At 59.1% G+C, this 21747-nt stretch carries 18 protein-coding genes; 6 read left to right on the top strand and 12 right to left on the bottom strand.

Annotated elements, in window-relative coordinates; translation table 11 throughout:
• Nucleotides 1–94 precede the first annotated feature (94 nt).
• A complete protein-coding gene (dinB, locus tag HPT27_RS17570) occupies nucleotides 95–1165 on the top strand; it encodes a DNA polymerase IV (RefSeq protein WP_172246190.1) in 1071 nt (356 codons plus the stop codon).
• 90 nt (nucleotides 1166–1255) lie between these two features.
• Here the strand turns inward: dinB and HPT27_RS17565 are convergent, their stop codons facing one another.
• Complete coding sequence (locus HPT27_RS17565) at nucleotides 1256–1981, bottom strand: substrate-binding periplasmic protein (protein WP_172246189.1); 726 nt, start codon at nucleotides 1979–1981, stop codon at nucleotides 1256–1258.
• Nucleotides 1982–1992: 11 nt separating this feature from the next.
• Nucleotides 1993–2703 carry an outer membrane protein OmpK gene (locus tag HPT27_RS17560; protein ID WP_172246188.1) on the bottom strand — a complete coding sequence of 237 codons (711 nt, stop codon included), beginning with the start codon at nucleotides 2701–2703 and terminating at the stop codon, nucleotides 1993–1995.
• Between the two features lie 562 nt (nucleotides 2704–3265).
• On the opposite strand from HPT27_RS17560, the gene glnK reads away from it, so the two are divergent.
• From glnK to HPT27_RS17535, 5 genes are all read left to right on the top strand, one after another.
• Complete coding sequence (glnK, locus tag HPT27_RS17555) at nucleotides 3266–3604, top strand: P-II family nitrogen regulator (protein ID WP_172246187.1); 339 nt, start codon at nucleotides 3266–3268, stop codon at nucleotides 3602–3604.
• 44 nt (nucleotides 3605–3648) lie between these two features.
• A complete protein-coding gene (locus HPT27_RS17550) occupies nucleotides 3649–4923 on the top strand; it encodes an ammonium transporter (RefSeq protein WP_407951158.1) in 1275 nt (424 codons plus the stop codon).
• A 314-nt stretch (nucleotides 4924–5237) separates the two neighbouring features.
• Complete coding sequence (locus tag HPT27_RS17545; protein WP_172246186.1) at nucleotides 5238–5789, top strand: GNAT family N-acetyltransferase; 552 nt, start codon at nucleotides 5238–5240, stop codon at nucleotides 5787–5789.
• A 517-nt stretch (nucleotides 5790–6306) separates the two neighbouring features.
• The gene (locus HPT27_RS17540; protein WP_172246185.1) at nucleotides 6307–7341 is read left to right on the top strand and encodes a Glu/Leu/Phe/Val family dehydrogenase; all 1035 of its coding nucleotides are present in this window, start codon (nucleotides 6307–6309) and stop codon (nucleotides 7339–7341) included.
• A 277-nt stretch (nucleotides 7342–7618) separates the two neighbouring features.
• A complete protein-coding gene (locus tag HPT27_RS17535; RefSeq protein WP_172246184.1) occupies nucleotides 7619–8791 on the top strand; it encodes a GGDEF domain-containing protein in 1173 nt (390 codons plus the stop codon).
• 108 nt (nucleotides 8792–8899) lie between these two features.
• Here HPT27_RS17535 and HPT27_RS17530 read toward each other — a convergent pair whose 3' ends face one another.
• The 10 genes from HPT27_RS17530 to HPT27_RS17485 all read right to left on the bottom strand — a co-directional run bounded on the left by HPT27_RS17530 (nucleotide 8900) and on the right by HPT27_RS17485 (nucleotide 21520).
• On the bottom strand, nucleotides 8900–9595 hold the full coding sequence (locus HPT27_RS17530; protein WP_172246183.1) for an SDR family NAD(P)-dependent oxidoreductase: 696 nt from the start codon (nucleotides 9593–9595) through the stop codon (nucleotides 8900–8902).
• Between the two features lie 49 nt (nucleotides 9596–9644).
• On the bottom strand, nucleotides 9645–10691 hold the full coding sequence (locus tag HPT27_RS17525) for an ABC transporter substrate-binding protein (protein ID WP_172246182.1): 1047 nt from the start codon (nucleotides 10689–10691) through the stop codon (nucleotides 9645–9647).
• Nucleotides 10692–10824: 133 nt separating this feature from the next.
• Nucleotides 10825–11916, bottom strand: a complete 1092-nt coding sequence (mnmH, locus tag HPT27_RS17520) for a tRNA 2-selenouridine(34) synthase MnmH (protein ID WP_172246181.1) — start codon at nucleotides 11914–11916, stop codon at nucleotides 10825–10827.
• A 133-nt stretch (nucleotides 11917–12049) separates the two neighbouring features.
• Nucleotides 12050–13870 (bottom strand): DUF885 domain-containing protein, encoded by a 1821-nt coding sequence (locus HPT27_RS17515; protein ID WP_172246180.1) that lies wholly within the window; start codon nucleotides 13868–13870, stop codon nucleotides 12050–12052.
• 167 nt (nucleotides 13871–14037) lie between these two features.
• Nucleotides 14038–15345, bottom strand: coding sequence for an amidohydrolase family protein (locus HPT27_RS19670; protein WP_172246179.1), 1308 nt, complete (start codon nucleotides 15343–15345; stop codon nucleotides 14038–14040).
• Nucleotides 15342–16802 (bottom strand): amidohydrolase, encoded by a 1461-nt coding sequence (locus HPT27_RS17505; RefSeq protein WP_172246177.1) that lies wholly within the window; start codon nucleotides 16800–16802, stop codon nucleotides 15342–15344. Before HPT27_RS17505 ends, HPT27_RS19670 begins: the two co-directional genes overlap by 4 nt.
• 237 nt (nucleotides 16803–17039) lie before the next feature.
• Nucleotides 17040–18242 carry an HD-GYP domain-containing protein gene (locus HPT27_RS17500; protein ID WP_172246176.1) on the bottom strand — a complete coding sequence of 401 codons (1203 nt, stop codon included), beginning with the start codon at nucleotides 18240–18242 and terminating at the stop codon, nucleotides 17040–17042.
• A gap of 149 nt (nucleotides 18243–18391) precedes the next feature.
• Nucleotides 18392–19645, bottom strand: coding sequence for an HD-GYP domain-containing protein (locus HPT27_RS17495; RefSeq protein ID WP_172246174.1), 1254 nt, complete (start codon nucleotides 19643–19645; stop codon nucleotides 18392–18394).
• Between the two features lie 181 nt (nucleotides 19646–19826).
• A complete protein-coding gene (locus tag HPT27_RS17490) occupies nucleotides 19827–20771 on the bottom strand; it encodes an electron transfer flavoprotein subunit alpha/FixB family protein (RefSeq protein WP_172246172.1) in 945 nt (314 codons plus the stop codon).
• Entirely contained in the window at nucleotides 20771–21520 is a 750-nt protein-coding gene (locus HPT27_RS17485; protein WP_172246170.1) for an electron transfer flavoprotein subunit beta/FixA family protein, read from the bottom strand. The genes HPT27_RS17490 and HPT27_RS17485 overlap by 1 nt, the downstream gene beginning before the upstream one ends.
• Nucleotides 21521–21747 lie beyond the last annotated feature (227 nt).

Here is a 21747-nt window from a genome sequence, read left to right as displayed (position 1 = left end):
TCAGCATCGCTCAGTTGTGACCGCCCGCCGTAGTACACTGCCGCGGCCATGATCCCAGCCCATTTCGCCCCCTGTCCCATCGGCCAGCGCTGCCATGCGTAAGATCGTTCATATCGACATGGATGCGTTTTACGCCTCGGTTGAGCAGCGTGACGACCCCAGCTTGCGCGGCCGACCGGTGGTGGTCGCCTGGCGGGGCAAACGCTCGGTGGTGTGCGCGGCCTCATACGAGGCGCGCCGCTTTGGCGTGCGCTCGGCCATGCCGGCCATCACCGCCGAACGGCTGTGCCCGGAAGCGGTTTTCGTGCCGCCGGATTTTGGCCGCTACAAAGCGGTGTCGCGCCAGGTGCGGGAGATTTTTCTGCGCCATACCGACCTGGTCGAGCCGCTGTCACTCGACGAAGCCTATCTCGATGTCACCCGCAACAAGACCGGCCTGCCAACCGCCACCCGGGTCGCCAAAACCATCCGTCAGCAAATCCGCGACGAAACCCAACTGAACGCCTCGGCCGGCGTTGCCCCGGCGAAATTTCTCGCCAAGATCGCCTCCGACTGGAAAAAGCCGAACGGCCTGTTTGTGATCCAGCCGCACGAGGTGCTGGATTTTCTGGCGCCGTTATCGGTCGCGCGCATTCCCGGTGTCGGCAAAGTCATGGAGGCCAAGCTGGCGCGTTATGGCATCCGCTCGGTTGGCGATTTGCGTAGCTGGGATATTTTTGAGCTGGAGCGGCGCTTCGGTCGCTACGGTTTGCGCCTGCATGAATTGGCGCATGGCATCGATCACAGTGAAGTCAAACCGGACCGGCCGGTGCAGTCGATTTCAGCGGAAGATACGTTCGATATCGATCGGTTTCGCGATGAGCTTGGCCCGGCCATCCGACAACTGGCCGAGAAGGCCTGGCAGGCCACCCGCAAAACCGAGCGACTGGCACGTACCGTCGTGCTGAAACTGAAAACCGATCAATTCAAGATTTACACCCGCAGCATTACGCCCGGCGACAGCATCAACAACGTCGATGAAGTCAGCGCCCTGGCGCTGCTTTTGCTGCAGCGAGTTGAACTGCCAGCCGATACCCGATACCGGCTGGTTGGCGTCGGCTTGAGCAACTTCTATGAACCCGGTCAGCTCGGCGGGCAGACGGAACTGTTCGGCAACGAGTTTTGAGTCGGCCTGTTCAGAAGCGGGTGTGGCCCGGCGTTCTTGCAGAACACCGGGCCGCGCTGATAACTTTTTCGCGACGTCAGCTTGACCAGCCTACTTCAAGCCATTCTGCGACCGCAGACCGTCGACCACGGCTTTTTTGTCTTTCAGGAACTGATTGAATTCAGCGATAACGGCGGCATGTTTGATGGTGGACAAGTGATAAGTACCGTTGTCGTGCGGCAGCGCACTGTCATAGACCAAGGCATCTGGAGTTTTCATCACCGTTTTCATGTAATGCGCGGCCACGTCGATGTTGGCGTAACCGGCATCGACCCGCTTGGCCTGCACGCTCTTGATGACCGCATCGAGCGTATCGAGCTCCTGCAATTTGATTTTTCCGGCTGAGACATCGGCCATGTACACCCACGGTGTGAAACCGCGTGGCGCACCAAGCGCCTTCAGCTGAACCTTGCCTTTCATGTCCGGCAACACCAGTGCACCGTCGGTGAACTGCGCAACGGCATCGGAATAGACAATGCTTTTGCCTTGTTTGGCATCGGCAGCCCAGTTGGCATTGTCCGGGTATTTGAAATCGACCTCGCCGCCGACGAACACACCTATCAGGCGTGCGACCGGATACGCCTTGAACTGCAGCGTATAACCTTTTTCCTTGGCAAATGCTTTCAGTACATCGGCCGCAAAACCCTTGTATTCACCGCCTTCATAGCTGTAGTGCGGGGTGTATTCCAGGTTTTCAACGCCAACGGTAAAGGTCTTGCCATCGGCGACCACAACGGTGCTGGCGAGCAGCGACAACAACATCACCAGTGCTTTCATGATGGGTTTCCTCACAAAGTCCATTTGAGCATCAGCTGGACAACTCGCTCGTTCTCACCATCGACGCCGAACTTGTTTTTCCAGTAGGAGTACTCGATGCCCGCCTGAATCATGCCGGGCGCACCGGCCAGTGCGCCGACATCGAGCAGGATTTGTGGCACAAACAGCAGATGTGCCTCGTTGGTGCCAAACGGGCCGTCGATCTCGCCGATATAGTCGGCAAAGCCACCAATGCTCCAGGACGTATTGCCAATATCGAAGGGAAACAACCCGGCGATATTCAGTTGCCAGGTGCTGTCATCGGTTTTGCCGAAAACCTGATCATTGTGCTCGGCACGCTGATAGACATTGAACTGGAAGAACGCCGCTTTCGGTACCGCCAAATCAAAACCGACGCCGAGCAGGTAGGCACTGACATTGCCGGCATCGTCCTTGCCAACGTTCCACTGCGCGGCCAGCAGCACATCTTTGACGAAACCTTCCGGCTTCCAGTCAGCCATTTTGCCGAAGCTCAGGCGCGGACTGAATTCACCGTAGAACTCGGTATCGGTGCCCTCGCCATTGGTGATGTCGACAAAGAAAAAGTTGTCGCCGTATTTCCAGCCACTGGCGTGCTCCAGCGTGACAATGTCTTTTTCGACGTTGTCCGCCACCCCCGGAATGATGAAGTCGTCGCCACGCAGCAGCTGGATATTGGTGCTGCTCCAATCCGCCGCCGTCACCTGTCCAATCCACAGTAGCGCTATGGCGCCGAGCCAGCGCCGTCCTGCCTGCCAGAGAACTGAGTGAGAATGATCTGCAAGGAAAAAACCGGACGGTAAAAGACCTGCCAACAGTCGCTTCATGAGGGCTACCCCAATCAGGAACGATGACAAGGTGTAGTCAACGATGGCCCCGGACTCAAGTGTCTGGCCGAGCGTTTATCGACAATGACACGTTTAAACGTACCAGTTGAAGCAGCCAATCGCTGGACCGGGCCGCCGCAGTTTCGGCCAACGCACAGCGGGCACCTCGCTGGCGCGAGATCTGCAGCCCGCGCACCAAACTGGACGCCGCAGTCGCGGCGCTTGCACCGCAACGACGCAATTCACCCCGTAATTGCGTCCATTCCGGCCATTTTTGTCGCTGGCACGACCGCTGCATTGCTGACCCTGCCCGTCGCTGCACAAGCGCACGAAGACAACGCGTTTGGCGACATCGGGTAGCAACGCCAAGGCCAGTCACGCTCGAAAAAACGAACCATCAATGACTATCACGCCGGATTCCGGCACCGCGGAGGGAAGCATGAAGTTCGTCACCGCCATTATCAAACCGTTCAAGTTGGAAGATGTCCGCGAGGCGCTCAGTGAAGTCGGCGTCAGCGGCGTCACCGTCTCCGAAGTCAAAGGCTTTGGCCGGCAGAAGGGCCACACCGAGCTCTATCGCGGTGCCGAATACGAAGTCGATTACGTGCCGAAAGTGAAGCTGGAAATCGCCATTCCGGACGACCTGCTGGAACGCACAGTCGAGGCCATCAGCAAGGCGGCCAACACCGGCAAAATCGGCGACGGCAAAATTTTTGTGTTCGATCTTGAACAAGTCATCCGGATCCGCACCGGCGAAACCAACGAAGCGGCACTGTGAGGGAGACAGAGACAATGAAACGACTGAATTTGTGGTCCGCGTCGATGATGCGATTGGCCGGCGTCTTGCTCGGCAGTTTGCTGAGCGGTGTTGCTCTGGCCGACGAAGCACCGACCTTGAGCGCCGGCAATACTGCCTGGATGCTGACGGCGACAGCCTTGGTGCTGTTCATGACCATTCCGGGTCTGGCACTGTTTTACGGCGGCATGGTGCGCAAGAAAAACGTGCTCGCCACGTTGATGCAAAGCTTTTTTATTGCCGCACTGGTCAGCGTATTGTGGGTCCTCGTTGGCTACAGTCTGGCGTTTGCACCGGGTAACGGTTTCATTGGCGGCTTCGACAAAGTGCTGCTCTATGGCGTTGCCTTTGATGCGCTGTGGCCCGGCTACACCATTCCGGAAATGCTGTTCATGGTGTTCCAGATGACCTTCGCGATCATCACGCCGGCGCTGATCGCCGGTGCGTTTGCCGAGCGGATGAAATTCTCGGCCCTGATCGTTTTTGTCAGCGCCTGGTTGCTGGTCGTCTACGCACCGATCGCGCACTGGGTCTGGGAAGGCACCGGCTGGCTGTTCACGATGGGCGCGCTTGATTACGCCGGCGGCACGGTGGTTCACATCAATGCCGGTATTGCCGGTTTGGTCGCCGCTCTGATGCTGGGCAAACGGGTCGGCTACGGCAAGGAGCTGATGGCGCCGCACAATCTGGTGCTGACGCTCATTGGCGCCTCGATGCTGTGGGTCGGCTGGTTCGGCTTCAACGCCGGCTCGTCGCTGAACGCCGATGCCCGCGCTGCGATGGCCATGGTCGTGACCCAAGTTGCTGCTGCTGCGGCAACACTGTCCTGGGTCGCTGCGGAATGGGTATTCAAAGGCAAGCCGTCACTGCTCGGTGCTGCATCCGGTGCCGTCGCCGGTCTGGTTTGCATTACCCCGGCCTCCGGTTTTGTCACCGTCAGCAGCGCTTTGATTCTGGGTTTGTTGGCCGGTGTGGTCTGCTACTGGGGCGCCACCAGTCTGAAACGCGCGCTGAAATATGACGACTCGCTGGACGCCTTCGGCGTGCACGGAGTCGGCGGTATTCTCGGCTCCATCTTGACCGGTGTGTTTGCCACCAATGCGATTGCCGGCGGTGCGGTGCAGGAGCTTGGCAGCCAATTGAAAGTGCAGCTGATTGCCACTGGCGCCACCATTGCGTATTCGCTGGTTGTCACGGCGGTGCTGTTGAAACTGATTGACTGGCTGATTGGCCTGCGGGTATCCGAAGAAGAAGAGCGTGAAGGTCTGGACATCGTGCTGCATGGCGAGCACGTGGACTGATCCGGTTTGGCATCGGTCACTGTGCTGATTCAGCGCACGTTGATTTAACGCACGCTGCGTTAGCACAGGCTGGTTTAACACGCGGATCCAGCACGCGTGACGCCAGCATGAGTCGTGACCGATGCCGGACTCTCGGTGCCAGGCATTTGCAGGGCAGCATCATTCCTCCGATGCCGCCCTGCGTTTTCCGGTTGTGACAATACCAATAGAGAAATGGATAGCCGCTGCCCGCATCGGATTGGCCCGTCAAGCCGATGCACTGTCACCACCCGCAATCGACATGCTCACCCTCTGCCAAACCAATGAGTCCACCTATGCCTACCGTCACTCGCCTGCACCCGCAATGCACCGACCGTACCTTTGATGAATTGGCGGATGTATTGCAAAGCTGTGTCCATGATGGCGCCTCGGTTGGTTTCTTTGCGCCACTGGGTCATGAACATGCCATCCAGTATTGGCAGGAAGCCGTGCGCGAAGCGGTCCATGGCAAGCGCTGGATTTGGGTCGCCCACAGTGGTGGCCGCATTGTCGGCTCGGTGCAGCTCGCGATATCGGAGCGGGCCAATGGCCGGCACCGTGCCGAAGTCCAGAAGCTGCTGGTGCATCTGGCGTTCCGGCGTCAGGGTGTCGCCAGTGCCCTGCTGAAAGCGCTGGAAGCCGAGGCACTGGCCAGCGGCCGCGAATTGCTGGTGCTGGACACCCGCACCGGTGATCGGGCCGAGAGCCTGTATCGCCGGCTCGGCTATTGCGAAGCAGGCCTTATCCCCGGCTATACCAAAACCCCGGTCGGCGAGCCCCGCAGCACCAGCATCTATTACAAGCAGCTGGCCAGCCAGACCGGCCACAGCAGCCAAAGCCAGCGCTGAGGCCTGACCAGCTCGCGGCAGTGCAGCATAAGCCAGCCTCGCCTTTTTGCCCTGCCTGCGTATAATGCGCGCCAGTTCTCAGCCCCCCCTGCCAGCCGCGCCGAATACCGCGCTTCCGGCAGCCAAAAACCAAGGGGGCTTCGCATGGCGGCGTGGACCTTCGGTCGCGACCGCAAGAGTACAGGGACCGCCTTTTACCGGCGCCCCTAGCCCGACAGTAGCTAACGACAACAACAGGTTCAGGACGACAGGCCAACGATAACCGGCCCTGGCGCCTTGATTGACGGCAGTGAGGTTTACGTTTCCGTAAACGTACACCTGTGACGTCACCTAAACTTGTCGACCCTACCGGCGGGAATCGGATCAGGCTGCAGCCAACACTGAACAACGGCCTGATCCCTGTTGATGCCCTTTCTTGACCGGGCCCGGTTTCTGTCACCGCAGAATCGTGCTCTTTGACTGAAACCGTGTTTTTGCAACAAGACCGCAACAACACTGAAACAACAGGAGAACTGGTATGGCGGTGTTCAACCTGCGTGCCTATGACGACCACGAACAAATCGTTTTCTGCAGCGATGCAGCCTCGGGTCTCAAAGCCATCATCTGCATTCACTCCACCGCACTCGGCCCTGCCGTCGGCGGCTGCCGGATGTGGGAATACAACACCGATGAAGGCGCGCTGGTCGATGCCCTGCGTCTGTCGCGTGGCATGACCTACAAAAACGCCATGGCCGGCCTGCCGTTCGGCGGCGGCAAATCGGTGATCATCGGCAACCCGAAAACCCTGAAATCGGAAGCGCTGTTCCGCGCCTTCGGCAAGTTCGTGCACTCGCTGTCGGGCCGCTATGTAAGCGCCGAAGACGTCGGCACCTCGCCGGCCGATATCGCCATCGTCCACAAAGAAACCCCGTACGTGCTGGGCCTCGAAGGCAAATCGGGCGACCCGTCGCCGATGACCGCTTACGGCGTTTACAAAGGTATCAAGGCTGCGGTGAAGTCGAAGCTGGGCCGTGATTCGCTGGATGGCGTCAAAATCGCTGTTCAAGGTCTGGGCCACGTCGGCTACTACCTGTGCAAACACCTGTCGGATGAAGGCGCCAAGCTGTTCGTCACCGACATCAACAAAGAATCGATCGAGAAAGTGGTTGCCGAGTTCAAGGCCACCGCCGTCGACGTCAACGCCATCTATACCCAGGATGTCGATGTCTACGCGCCGTGCGCACTCGGTGCCACCGTCAACGACGAAACCCTGCCGCGCCTAAAGTGCAGCATCATCGCCGGTGCCGCCAACAACGTGCTGGCCGAAGATCGTCACGGTATCGCGCTGATGAACCGCGGCATTCTGTATGCCCCGGATTACGTCATCAACGCCGGTGGCATCATCAACGTGTCGTTCGAGAACAACTACTCGAAAGAAGCCGCGATGAAGAAAACCGAAAACATCTACAACACGCTGATGAACGTGTTCGAGCGTGCGACCAAAGAAGGCAAACCGACCAATGCGGTTGCCGACGAGCTGGCCCGCCAGCTGGTTGCCCAGGGCCGCAAGTAAGCCTTGGCAGCAAACAAAAGAGCCGGCGAATGCCGGCTTTTTTGTTGCCCGTTTTTTTTACTTGGCGCTCGGCCGATCAATCTGCATCCGGACCCGCTCCAGCACCTTGCGCTCCGCGCTCCGCGAGCATTTTTCTTTCCGACATCCCGCAGCAAGGCCGATGCCGCCGTCACGACGTGACCGCTAGGCGGTCTTTGCTGTCCGATGCGGCGCATGCCACCACAACGGAGCGCAAGGTCTATAGTTCAGACGGACCGTGGCCAAACGAACCTGAGCGATGACCGAACAATCCACCTTGATGCTGGTGATCTGCCTGGTCACGGGGACAGCGTCATTGGCATGGCTGGCGGCCGCCTTGCCGATGCGGATTGCACCGAAAGCCTCGCTGCATTTCGGTCTTGCCAACCTGCTGATGCTGGCCAGCATTTCCATCACCATGCTGCGCACGACCGAACCGAGTTACCTGGCGTGGCCGGGTTCGGGCATGTTTGGCATCGCAGCCATGCTGGTATTGCGTGCCGGCATCCGCTGGTTGTTCAAGCTGCCGCCCTCGCGGGTTTCGAATGCCGTGATTTTCCTCGTGGTGGCCATCGCCTACCTGAGCCTGCCGCCGGATCCCGGTTCGCGGCGCAGTTTCGCGCTGTTGTTCTCCAGCTTCATGACGCTCATTCTGTTCATGATCGCATTCGACGTGTTCGGCGCCGCCCGGCAGGAATTTGCCCGGCTTCCCGCCATCGCCATCGCCGTGCCGTTTGCGCTCGCCGCCCTGAGCATGGCCTTGCGCATCGTACTCGTGCTCTGGTTCGTACCCTGGCAAACCGATCCCAGCACCGGCATGGTCCACGACAAGCCAGCCGCGCTATGGGGTTACGCGCTGCTCGCACTGGTGCTGAATATCAGTCTGTTCAGCTGCGTGCTGGCGCGGCTGATTACCAAGATCCGCAATTACTCCGAACGGGATTATCTGACCGGTTTGTTCAACCGCCGCGCCTTCGAACAGCGTCTGGAGATCGAACGCGCCCGCTGCGACCGTTCCGGCGGCGCCTTCTCGTTGCTGCTGCTCGATATCGATCATTTCAAGGGCATCAACGACAGTCTGGGTCATGCCGGCGGCGATGAGGCCCTGCGTCATGTCAGCCGCGTGCTGCAGCAAACGCTGCGACCCTTTGATGTGCTGGGCCGGTTCGGCGGCGAGGAATTCATTGTGCTGCTGCCAGAAACCGAAATGCACGTTGCCGGTCAGGTTGCCGAGCGTTTGCATCAGCAGCTCGCCGCCAATCCACTGCAATGGCAGCAGCAAGCGATTCCCATCAAAGCCAGTTTTGGTTATGTCTCAAATCGTTTCGGCGACAACAACCGGATGTGGCTGCTGGCCGACAAGGCCCTGTATCACGCCAAAGCCAACGGCCGCGATCAGATTGTCGCGGCGGATGCCGTTGTCACCGGTTAAGTAAATGTTGATTGAAAATCGAATATCGCGCCTGCGGATATCATCAGAACAAGGTCGTCTCTTTTCAGCGCATGCCACCGAATAAGCACCGTCCAGCAGCCTGGATTTTTACCAAGCGATTTCCTTGCGGTCACGCCAGAATTTTCCCGACGGTAAATCACTGTGGGTCGCCAACCAGACGATGGTGTCGGCGCCCTGTTCGGCGGTTCGGGTCGCGGCGGCACCGCCCATATCGGTTTGACACCAGCCGGGGCAAACACTGCTGACGATCATCGCGCGATCGGACGTTTCTTCAGCCAGCATCCGGGTGACGGCATTGACGGCAGTTTTCGATAACCGGTATCCCGGCCACCCACCGTTCATTTCACTGAGCTGACCCATGCCCGAAGAGACATTGACGATACGGGCACCGTGCTCGAACAGCGGATTCAAGGCCTGATACATCCGGATGGCACCATAGGCGTTGGTTTCCATGGTCCGCCGGATCAGATCCATTTCGGCATTGGCCAGATTCGGCGTACCGGCAAAGTCTTCGCTGTGCTCGAGAAAAACGCCAGCGTTGTTGATCAGCGCTGCGACCGTTCGCTGCTGCTGGATCAGCACGTGACCGAAATGCATGGTGCTGAGTTCATCGCTGACATCCAGCGGCAACACAATGGCATTCGGCCGATTCTTGTAGCGCGCTTGCACGGGTTCAGGTTCCCGGCAGCCCAGCACCACCAGCTTGCCCTGAATCAGCAGCTGCTCGGCTGCCGCACGGCCGAGCCCGCGATTGGCACCGGTCACCACATAGACACCACTCATCGTTGCTCCTGCCGGGAAAATTGCGTTGTTCAGCGTTGGTGGAGGTTGCTCACGCGGCCTTGAATTTGGCCAGAATCTCGGCCCGGCGCGGGTGGGTCAGTGTTTCGCGCGAACCAAACTCCAGATTGTTCAACTGTGCCGCCGGCGGAAACATGATCGGATTGTTGCGAATCGCCGCTGGCAGCAAACCGAGCACCCGCTCATCAATTGGCGGAAAACCATGCGCTTTCACTTCTGCGGCGTTGTTGTCCGGCGTCAACAGGAAATCGATAAACGCCTCGGCAGCGGCTACGTCCTGACATTCGCGGGTGATGGTGAAGTAATCGGCCCAAATTTCTCCGCCCTCTTCGGCAATGACATAACGCAGATCCGGATTCTCCCGGTTCAGCAGGGTACCGTCGCCGGACCAGGCCATACTCAGCCAGGCGCCGGCGCGCATCTGGTCATATGCCAGGCTGCTGACTGCGCGCAGATGCGGTTTGGTTTTCAGCAGCAAAGCTTCGGCGGCATCGAGCTCGGCGCCGACATTCGAGTTGAATGAGTAACGGTAATATTTCAAGGCATTGCCGATGGCGGTCAGCTGATAGTCATGCACCACTGTCTGCCGGTTCGCCACCGTCGTCGCCAGATCCCAGAAATCACGCCACCGCGTTGGCGCGCTGCTGATTTTCTTTTGGTCGTAGACGAACCCGGTGGTGCCCCAGTTTTTCGGCAGGCCAAACAATCGCTGCTCGGTGGTGACAACTTCGACAAAGCGGCGCTGCTGGCTGGCCGGGTCATAATGCGGAAACCGCTCCAGGCGCAGCGGCCGCAGCAGCCCCATTTTGCCGTAGGCATTCACGGCATAGTTGGTTGCAACCACGATATCAAAACCGGATTTTCCGCTCAGCAACCAGTTCATCATTTCTTCATTGGAACCGAAGACTCGGGTTTCAACGTGTATGCCTGTCTTGGCAGTGAAGCGGCGCAGATTTTCCGGATCGTGATAATTGGGCCAGGTAGCGACCACCAGTTTGCGAGCAGCATTCGTTGGCATGCTGGCAGCCATCGCGGCAGCGGCGGCAGCGCAAAGAAATTGGCGACGGGAAAACGGCATGGCCCATGAGCTCCGGCACGGCCGCCATTGAGCGGTCGCCGAAAGTGTAGCAGTTGATGCCGACACCATCGCTGCGACACCGCCAGGTGTCATGTTCAGAGCGTTATGTCGGACGTCAGGCCAAGCCGGCAACTCAGCCGACGGCAGCGGTCATGCGCTGCTGCAAGAAGGCCGCGCAGGCAGCGTGATCGCCACGAAACAACACCGTTCTGGGCTGCTGCGCAAACGCATGGTGATAACGCGGATCGTAATACTCGGCAAGCAACGGGCCGATCCAGCTGTGGTGACGCTCGGCATCCAGTGGATCCTGCATGGCTTCCGCCAGCAGTCGTGACAACTGACCATGTCGCTGCAGACCGAGCTTGCGCTGAATGCGATCCAGCCCCGCTTGCAATCGCTGCTGCAACGCGGCGGGATCGATGCCGGCACGCAGCGGCTCCAGCACATATTCTTCAAACGTCAGCAGGCTGCGCTGCGGCAGTGGAATATCCAGCACCACCGCCGGTGCGGAATACATGGCCGTCTTCAATGCCAGCGGCAGTTCGTTGACGCCAATCAGTCGGCTCTCATCCTCAATCAAAAATTCTCGGGCCGCCGCCAGCAAGCCAAGCCCGACCCGATTCTCGAAGCTCTGCTGCGAAGGCTGGGGTCCGAGCCGGCCAAAAGCACTGCCGCGATGATTGGCACAGGCCTCCAGATCGACTTTGGCCACCGCGAGTTCGCGCAGCAATCGGGTTTTGCCAGTACCGGTCGCGCCGGACAACACCAGCAACGGCGGCGGCTGTTCCAATGCCGCGCGCAGCACCGCTCGCATCGCTTTGTAGCCACCGCGAACCCGCTGCGTCTCGATACCAACATCTGCCAACCATTCACAGGCCAATCGCGAGCGGGCGCCGCCGCGCCAGCAACTGACGATCAGCGGCTGCGCCGGCTCGGCCCGCGCGGCCCAACCTGCAACGCGCTCGGCGCGATACGGCGCCGTCAATTGATAGCCAAGCGCGAATGCCGCGTCCTGACCTTGCTGTTTGTAGCAAATGCCAACCGCGTGCCGCTCGGCGTTGTTCAGTATGGGCGCATTGAAAAATCCCGGAATGGCGCCATCGTCGGCCTCCGCTTCCGAGCGAACATCGAGAAAGCCACGCAGCGCATCGCCGCCGTGCGGCTGGCGCACTAGCAGTCGCTGCAAAACCTCCTGCGGAGCAATGCTGTCGGCGTGATGGGTCATGACAAATCCGGTGAATGCTTGCTGACATTATGGCAAAAGTGCCGAGTGCCGGGGTTAGCAGCCGCATGAACTGCCGCAGAAAAAAAGCGGCCACGAGGGCCGCTTTTTTTATTGCTGCTGGTTCCGCCAGTGTTCAAGCCGACTGCTGGCCAGCCACCCACTCCTCCACTACCTTGCGCAGCAGGAACAATGGCATCGCGCCATTTTTCAAAACCACGCTATGGAACTCACGTATATCAAATTTGCTGCCCAGCTTGGCTTTTGCTTCTTCACGCAACTTCAGGATTTCGATCATGCCGACTTTGTAGGCACAGGCCTGACCGGGCATGACGATGTAGCGCTCGATTTCCGCGGTGACATCGGAATCGGCCATGCCGGTGTTGGCGATCATGTAATCAATCGCCTGCTCACGTGTCCAGCGCTTGGCATGCATACCAGTATCCACGACCAGACGCACCGCGCGGAACAACTCGGCTTGCAAACGGCCGAGATTGTCGAACGGATCATTCTGGAAGCCGGCTTCCCACGCCAATCGTTCGGCGTATAACGCCCAGCCTTCAACATAGGCGGTAAATGGCGCCATCCGCCGGAACAACGGCAGTTCGGTATTCTCTTGGGCGATCGATACCTGGAAATGATGGCCCGGTACCGCTTCGTGATAGGCCAGCGTGCGCATGTCAAATTTCGGCGTCGCCTTGATGTCATACAGATTGGCGTAGAAAATGCCGGGGCGTGAACCGTCCATTGCTGGCTGGTTGTAGTAAGCACCCGGTGCGGTTTTTTCCTTGAATTCCGGAATCCGCTCCACTTTGACGCCCGACTTCGGTTTGACCGAGAACACCGGATCGAGACCAGCCGAGACCTGATCGATAATGGTCTGGTAGTCCTTCAGGATTTGCTCACGCGCTTCCGGCGTATCGGCATACAGGAAACGTTCTTCCTCGCCGAGCTTGCGCATCAGGACCCCAACCGGCTGGGTCGTGTCGTAGACTTGTTCGGCCAGAATGACGCGCATTTCCGCTTGAATGCGCTCCACTTCCTGCAGGCCCAATTGGTGCACTTCTTCCGGCTTCATGGTGCTGGTGGTGAACATCTCCAGCACATAGGCGTAAAAGGCATCGCCTTCCGGCAGCTTCCAGACGCCGGCATCGGCGGTCGACTTCGGCTTTTGCTCTACCAGAAACGCCATCAGATTGCGGTAGGCCGGATACACCGTGGTTTCGATCTGCTGCTTGGCATCGGCAAGCAGACGGGTTTTATCCGCCGCTTCAATGGATTTGGCCTCGGTCAGCTTTTTCTCGAACGAGCTGTACAGGATGTTCTGCTCAGCCGGGGTATTGACGAAGCCGTCAATCTCGGCAATGACCTTTTCCAGGACAAACGTCGGCGGAATGATGCCTTTCTGCTCGCGCAGTTTCAGACCGTCGATAACCTGGCCGAACTTGACGCCGATTTTCGACAAGCGGCTGTTGTAGTCTTCGGCATCGCCGACACTGTTGACCTGATGCGCCGACTCCATAAAGGTCGGAAAGCCGTTCTGGACACCAAACAGCTGGTTGACCGGATAATTGTGATAGCGCCATTTGTCGGCACCATCTTTCATCTTGTCGACAAACCAGTTGCCCATGTCGTAGGTCAGCTGCTGCTGATAGCTCAAACTGTCGCGGTCGTAGCTTTTGAACTCTTCCGCCATCTTGTTCATTTTGCTGATCATGCGGTCGCCGGCTTCAACTGACTCGTCGTCCAGATCATCTTGATGGAAGGTAATACCCATGCTCTCAAGCATGCGCAGCTGCGACAGCGTTTCCGGACTTTCCAGCACAAACTGCAGGAAAGCACGATTGATCGCCATATCGAACGGCAAACGGCCATACCAGCCCCAGGTTGCGGCGATCAGCAGCAAGCCAAACACGCTGGCAAGCAGAATGCCGAGCCATTTCAGAATTCGCATCATGATTGTTGTTCTCTCCCCAATCTGAACCACAAAATTTGCCCTTTAAAACTATGCCGGTGGCGCACTGACCAGCGCGCCACCGGCGAACGGGATCCCGGCTACTTCATGAAAATCTTCACTACGATTTTCATGGCCATTTTTATGACCCGTTTTATAGCCGTGCATGCTCAACGCTTGTAAGCACGCAGCGGATCGGCCGGCTCCTTGTAGCGGTCACGCAGCCGGGTCTGGTGCGACACCAAAGATTGTTCGGTACCCGCGAGGATCACGTGATCCGGATAGCTGGTGACCTCCAAGGGGTCATCGCTCCAGACCACGACATCGGCGTCATAGCCGGCGGCCAGCTTGCCGTAGTGATCGGAAATGCCGAACATTTCGGCCGGATTGCGGGTCAGCGCCGCCAGCGCGGCGTCAGCCGGCAAACCATTGGCGACGGCATTGCCGGCACCTTGGCGAGCGAGATGGGCATTGTGGCTTGGCGAGTCACCGGCATTGCTGGTGAAGGCAATCTTGACGCCGGCACGGTTCAGTTCCGCGGCATTGCTCAGCGAGGCGGACAGCGTATCGAAACTGTCCGGCAGATTTTCCATCGGCGCCAGAATCACCGCGGCTTTCGCCGCCGCAATGTCCTTGGCGACACGATGCCCTTCGCTGGCGCCGAGCAGAATCAGCCGCAGTTTGTATTCGCTGCCCAGTTTCAAGATGGCGCGAATATCCTGGGCCCGGTCAACCGCAACAATCAGCGGAATTCGGCCGTCCAGTACCGGCAGCAAGGCATCGAGATCACGATATGGCAGCGAGTACTCGCGACGCTCGCCGCGCTGGAACGCCGCCCTGTTGGCGGTGTAATCTTTGGCGTCATCAAATGCCATACGCATCGCCAGCAACGTCGATGCACGTGAGCCTTCGTTGGCGCCATTGGCATGCGCACCGTAGTTGGCGATCACCGCCGCCTGCCGCCGCTCAACCACGTCATCACCAGCTAAACGGATGAGCGTGGACTGGCCGCCAAACACATCGTGCCCTACTGCTGGCGTGACGACGGCGCGCGTCAGGCCCATCATCCGGTTATAAGGAATCAGCACGCTGTCAGGATTGATGACGTCGGTCAAATCAAAACTTGCGCCGAAACGCAAATCCGGCGTGGCGGTATCAGCGGTACTGTCTTCGGCATCGATATCGACCGTGCCAAGACCGGTGTGAGCGTTCATCAAACCGACCGTGACCGGACGCCCTTTGGCGTCGATGATGCGGCTGTCCGCATCGGGTTTCACCTCGGCACCGACCGCGACAATGCGATTGCCACGGATCAGCACATTGCCGCTGATCGGCGTGCCGGTGTTGTCGCTGCCATACAGCTTGCCGTTCTGGATAAACAGATTGTCGGCCTGAGCCAACGGCGCCAGCAGCATCGTTGCCAACAGGGTACGCCGCAGGGATTGAACAAAAAACGATTGCGTCATTGGCGTCTTCACAGGCGCTCTCCTTCCGGCTTGACAATGCCGAGTTCGAAATCGGTTGCCGCTTGCTGCTGCTTGTTGTTGCGGTCGTACATCAGAGCGCCGTCGATAAAGACTTTTTCGGCGTGGGCATAGACCGAGAACGGACTGCGATCCCAGAGCACGACATCCGCCATCTTGCCTTGCTCCAGCGTACCGACCTTATCGGCAATGCCGAGCGCCTTGGCCGCGTTTTCGGTCAGCCAGCGCATGGCTTGCGCTTCGCTGATGTCGATCCCGGCACGACGACCAGCCACCATCGCCTTGGCTGCTTCCTGATTGAGCCGTTGAATGCCCAGCGCGGAGTCGGAGTGAATGATCGCGCAGCCCACACGCTGCTGTTCCTTGCCATCCACTGTGACAGTCGCGCGCGCCTTGTCGACGAAGGCAGCGTTCTCGAGCGTCATGTCATACGCTTCTTGTTTGAAGCCCCACCAATCGGCCCAGACGGCAGCGCAGATATTGTTTTCGGCCAGCAAGTCAGCCACTTTGTAAGCCTCGACCGCGTGATGGAAGGCGGTGATTTTGAAACCGAACTCCTTGGCGATATCGATCATGACGGCCATTTCATCGGCGCGGTAACAATGGTTCTGCACCAGGATTTCGCCTTTCAGCACACCGGCCAAGGTCTCCAGCCGCAAATCGCGTTGCGGCATCTTGTCGGCGACGGCGGCTTCATTGCCTTCGGCAGCGGCCAACGCGTCTTCGTAGGCTTTCCAGTCTTTCAGATACTTGGCCGCTTCAATCCAGCTTTTCCGGTAACCGGCGACGTTGCCCATGCGGGTCATCGGACCGCCTTTTTCACCGTAAACGCGTTTGGGATTTTCACCACAAGCCATTTTCAAACCGTACGGCGCACCCGGGAATTTCATTTGCTGCACGGTGCGCGCCGGCACATTTTTCAAGGTCACCGAGCGACCGCCAAACAGATTGGCCGAACCCGGCAGAATCTGCATGCTGGTCACACCGCCGGCCAATGCCAGCGGAAATTGCGGATCCTGCGGCCAGACCGCATGTTCCGCCCAGGCGTAGGCGGTGTCCGGCGCCACCATTTCGTTGCCGTCTTCGGAGGCAGTCAACGCCGGGCTCGGGTAAACGCCGAGATGGGAATGGACATCGATGATGCCCGGGGTGACCCACTTGCCACTGGCGTCGATAATGTCGGCACCGTCCGGCGCCTTCACATCACTACCCACTGCGACAATCTTGCCGTCTTGCAACAGCACGCTGGCGTTGTCCAGTTGCTGGCCGTTGCCGATCAACACAGTGGCGTTGCGCAGCAAGGTCGGCTTGCTCGGCAGCGGTTTGTAGGTGGAAGCGAACGGTGCCGGTTTGGCCGTCGCAGCCGGCTCATCACCACAGCCGGCGAGCAAGACCAAAGCCGGCAGCAAAATCAGCGGCAACGCTGATCGGCGCAGCGAATGCGTCAACATGGAATCTCCTTAACGGGCAACGGGAGTGACAGGTCCGCACTTACTGAATCGGCTTGTGGCAAAGCATTGATGCCGCGGCGCGGTACCCAAAAAAAGCGGCCTTGATGAGAACACAGCCGGCCGGTCGGAACAAGGGAGGCATTTTGACGGAAAAAGACCGTTACAATTCTGCATCGCAGCATTTGCCGAGCTCGGCATAGCACTGCACCTCCGGGCCATCTTCAGAGCAGACGATGATCAGGTGGGCAAGACGACCGTGCGGAAGAACTGCAGCAAATCCAGTTTGAATTGCTCGGGCAGCACGGCAGCTTCGATATCATCATCACAATCCGGCGCCGCCAGATCGACATCCTGCACTGGCAGCGGTTGCCGGAAGCGGCCGTGATAGAACACCTTGACCAGCGGCTGATACGGCTTGCCCGCATTGACCGAGATGACCATCGCCAAGCGTTGGCTGCGCAGCTTGACCAGACTGCCGGCCGGATAGAATCCGATGGCCTTGATGAAGTCCATCACCAACTCGGCGTCGTAAAGCGCATAGCTGTCGGCGCGCAGGGTTTTGAACGCCCGCACCGCCGTTACGGCGCCGCGGTAAACGCGCAAGCCGGTCAGGGCGTCGTAGCTGTCGACAATGGCCATCATTCGGCCAGCACGGGAAATCGCAGCAGCGCGCAGCTTGCCGGGATAGCCATTGCCATCCATCCGCTCGTGGTGCTCACTGATCGCTGCGCGCGTCATGGCATCTATGCCGGGAACGTCCTGCACATATGCCAAACCGTATTCGACATGGCGCTGCATTTCGCGAGTTTCTTCTGCCGTCAGCCGACTGGGTTTATCCAGGATGGCCGGCGCAATGCGAATCTTGCCGATGTCATGCCAGAGTGCGCCCAAGGCCAAGGCCTCGATGTCGGTGTCAGAGAATTTCAACGAGCGGGCAAATACCGTCATCAGAATGCTGGTATTGATGGCATGTTCGAGCAGGTAACGATTGCTGTCGCGCAAATGAGCCAGACACAACAAGGCATTCTGATTGCGCAGCAAGGACGCCATGCTCTGCTTGACCACCGCGCGCAGCGGCTCCGTCGGCAGTGGCCGGCCGTCTTTGGCGGCCAGCAAGGCCGCGTCCAATAGCTGCAAGGCTTCGCCGTAAATGGCGTCGGCCTCGACCAGTTCGCGCTCAAAGCTGGCGGTCGCCACCGATGTTGTCGCAACGCTTTGGCGCTTGGCTGGTACCGGTTTGGCTGGCATCAGCTCGCTACTGTTGTCGCGGCGCGCCAAATCGATAACGACTTCCTCGATACCCAGCTGCGCCAATGCATCAATGGCGGCCTGATCTTTCAACCATCCCTCGGTGCGCACTTGCAACTGCCCGGCCTGCTGGCTGATTTCAACGACATACATGCCCGGTTTCAAGCTCGCCACCGGCATCCGTTTCTGCATGAGTCGCTCCATTCATTACGATTTTTGTTAACGGCTTTTTACCGTTCTCGGTAACCGATCTTGGTTACCGCTTTTTTCTTCCCCGTGTTATGGCGCGGTTTGCCAGCAAGGATGGGTTGCCGAGACATCCGGCAAAGTTAAAACGGCTCTTACTTGACGCCAGCAATGGACCGCAAAAACCCGATCAGATCGATCTTGAATTGCTCCGGCTTGACCGCTGCCTCGATTTCATCTTCGCAGCGCGCGGCGGCCAAGTCGACATCGGTAACCGGCAGCTGCTGACGGAATTTGCTGTGGTAAAACACCTTGACCACCGGTCGCAACGGGTCCGCGCTGCCTGACTGAATGACGATACCGAGCCGCTGGCTCTTGAGCCGGACCAGTGAACCCACCGGAAAGACGCCGATGGCGCGAATAAACTCGGCGACCAGCTCATTGTCGTAACCGGTGCCGGCCGCCTCACGCAAAATCTTGAACGCATGGGTTGAGGTAAAGCCGTCTTTGTACACCCGACTGGCGGTGATGGCATCGTAGGTATCGACAATGGCAATCATGCGGCCGTATCGCGAGATCTGCTCGCCTTGCAATTTGTGCGGATAGCCGCGACCGTCCAGTCGCTCATGATGCTGTATCAACACTTCGAGACTGCGCGGTGCAATACCGGGCATCTGCTTGACCACTTCGTAGCCGTATTCGACGTGCCGGCGCATCTCGACAAACTCCTCGTCGGTCAGCTTGCCGGGTTTTTGTAGTATGTGATCGGGCACCAAAATCTTGCCCAAATCGTGTAGCAGCGCACCGGTCGCCAGCTCATGGATCACCGACTCTTCCAGCTTCAGCTGTCGGGCCAGCACTGTCATCAAAATCGAGACGTTGACCGAATGCTCCAGCAGATAGGCGTCCTTCTCCCGGATCCGGCTCATGCACAGCAACGCATCCTGATTGCGGAACACCGAATCGATAAAGGCCGTCGCCATGTTCTGCATGGGCTCCAGCGCCAGAGGTCGACCGGCCTTGATGTCGTCAAACGCTTTTTGCTGCAGCGCCTTGGCTTCGGCATACAGTTTGGCAGCGCGATTGAGTTCGGTTTCCAGCGGCACTTTGGCGGCTTGCACCACAGCGCTGACCGGATCGGATTGGCCCGCTTTCGCCGTGGCCGCCTCGCTGGCCGCCGCTGCTGCCGCGGCCAGCTGAGCGGCCTGAACCGCAGCGGCTTCGGACCCGGTAATCGTCTTGCTGGGATCGATCAGAACCTCTTCGATACCGCGCTCGCGCAGCGCCGCAATCGCCGCAGCCGTGCGCACCCAGCCCTGCGTTGTGACCTGCATTTGGCCAGACTGTCGAACCACTTCCACCACATACATGCCGGGCAGCAATTCCCCGGCTTTCAGCCGCAGATTCATGTTGTAAGCGTTACCTTGACGACTCGCCCTTCAAACCTAGCAAACGAGTGCCGTTTTCGCCTTCACCCGGGCCATTAAATTTGCGCTGGCAGCACGGCCAAACGAAACCGCGCCCCGGAAATGCCAACGGCCCGGATAAACCGGGCCGCTGGCGACAACTCTGCTGCGCTTGTGCTGATTATCAGCCTTTCAGCTTGGCGACCTCAGCGGTCAGCTCCGGCACCAGCTGAAAGAGATCACCAACCAGACCGTAATCGGCCACCGAGAAAATCGGCGCTTCTTCGTCCTTGTTGATGGCGACAATCACCTTCGAATCCTTCATGCCGGCCAGATGCTGAATGGCGCCGGAAATACCGACGGCGATATACAGCTGCGGCGCGACAATCTTGCCGGTCTGGCCGACTTGATAGTCATTCGGGACAAAGCCGGCATCCACGGCGGCGCGCGACGCACCGACACCAGCGCCGAGCAAATCGGCAAGCTTTTCCAGCATCGGGAAATTGTCACCGCTCTGCATGCCGCGACCACCGGACACAATCACTTTGGCGGCGGTCAGTTCCGGCCGAGCCGAAACCGTCAGTTCCTGACCGACAAAGCTCGACAGGCTGTTGTCCGCGCTGGCGCTGATGGCCTCGACGGCGGCATTGCCGCCCGTGGCAGCAACGGCATCGAAACCGGTGCTGCGCACGGTGATGACTTTGATGGCATCGGTCGATTGCACGGTGGCAATCGCGTTACCGGCGTAAATCGGGCGCTGGAACGTATCGGCGCTGACAACGCCGGTGATCTCCGACACCATCTGCACATCCAGCAGGGCAGCAACGCGCGGCAACAGGTTCTTGCCGAACGTGGTCGCCGGCGCCAGCACATGCGAACAGGTCTTGGCCTGCGCCAGCACGGCTGGCGTCAGGTTCTCTGCGGTGAGATGGGCCAAACCGGCGTCATCCAATTTCAGCACCTTGGCAACACCCGCCACGTGCGCGGCTTCATTGGCAACCGTATCGATGCCATGACCGGCAACCAATACGTGGATGTCGCCGCCGATCTTTGCAGCAGCGGCAATGGTGTTCAGCGTCGAACCGGCGAGTTTGCCTTTGGCGTGCTCGGCAATAACAAGAATGGCCATCAGATCACCTTCGCTTCGTTACGCAGTTTGTCGACCAGCTCCTGCACGGAGCCGACTTTGATACCGGCTTTGCGGCCCGCCGGCGCCTCGACTTTCAGGGTCTTGACGCGCGGCGCCACATTGACGCCGAGTTCGGCGACGGTCAGCTTGGCCAGCGGTTTCTGCTTGGCTTTCATGATGTTCGGCAAGCTGGCAAAACGCGGCTCGTTCAAACGCAGATCGGTGGTCAGCACTGCCGGCAGTTTCAGCTTCAAGGTCTCCAGACCGCCGTCGATTTCGCGGACGACTTCAACTTCGCCGCCATTGACGCCAACTTTCGACAAAAACGTGCCTTGCGGCCAACCGAGCAGGCCCGCCAGCATCTGGCCGGTCTGGTTGTTGTCGGCATCGACCGATTGCTTGCCGAGCAGGACGACTTGCGGCTGTTCACGCTCCACCACCGCTTTCAGCAGCTTGGCGATGGCCAGCGGTTCGAGCTCGGCGGCTTCCTCGACATGGATGGCGCGATCGGCGCCCAGTGCCAAGGCCGTACGCAGGGTTTCCTGCGTCTGGGTCGGGCCGGCGCTGACCACGACGATTTCGGTCGCGACGCCCTTCTCTTTCAGGCGCACGGCTTCTTCCACCGCGATTTCACAGAACGGGTTCATCGCCATTTTGACGTTGGCGGTTTCCACGCCGGTGCCGTCGGCTTTCACCCGCACCTTGACGTTGGCGTCGATGACGCGCTTGATTGCGACCAGAATTTTCATGACGGGGCCTTAAGGTCCTATAATTCCGCACTTTCGACTAGCCGGGCAGCCCTGCTCAGAAACTGAGCAAAGAGGGGCCCCGGCGCGGGAGGCGCGATCTTGGAACCTGGCGCGCTTCCGGTCAATGATTCAACGCAAAACAGCGGCCGAAAACCGATACGGACGCACCAACGGGTCGTATGACCCTTAGCCAGCCGGCCGCAGGGCCGTGGATCAGAGGAAGTGAG

The organism is Permianibacter fluminis, from assembly GCF_013179735.1.
GTDB lineage: Bacteria > Pseudomonadota > Gammaproteobacteria > Enterobacterales > Permianibacteraceae > Permianibacter > Permianibacter fluminis.
This window is presented reverse-complemented; position numbering and strand designations above follow the sequence as displayed.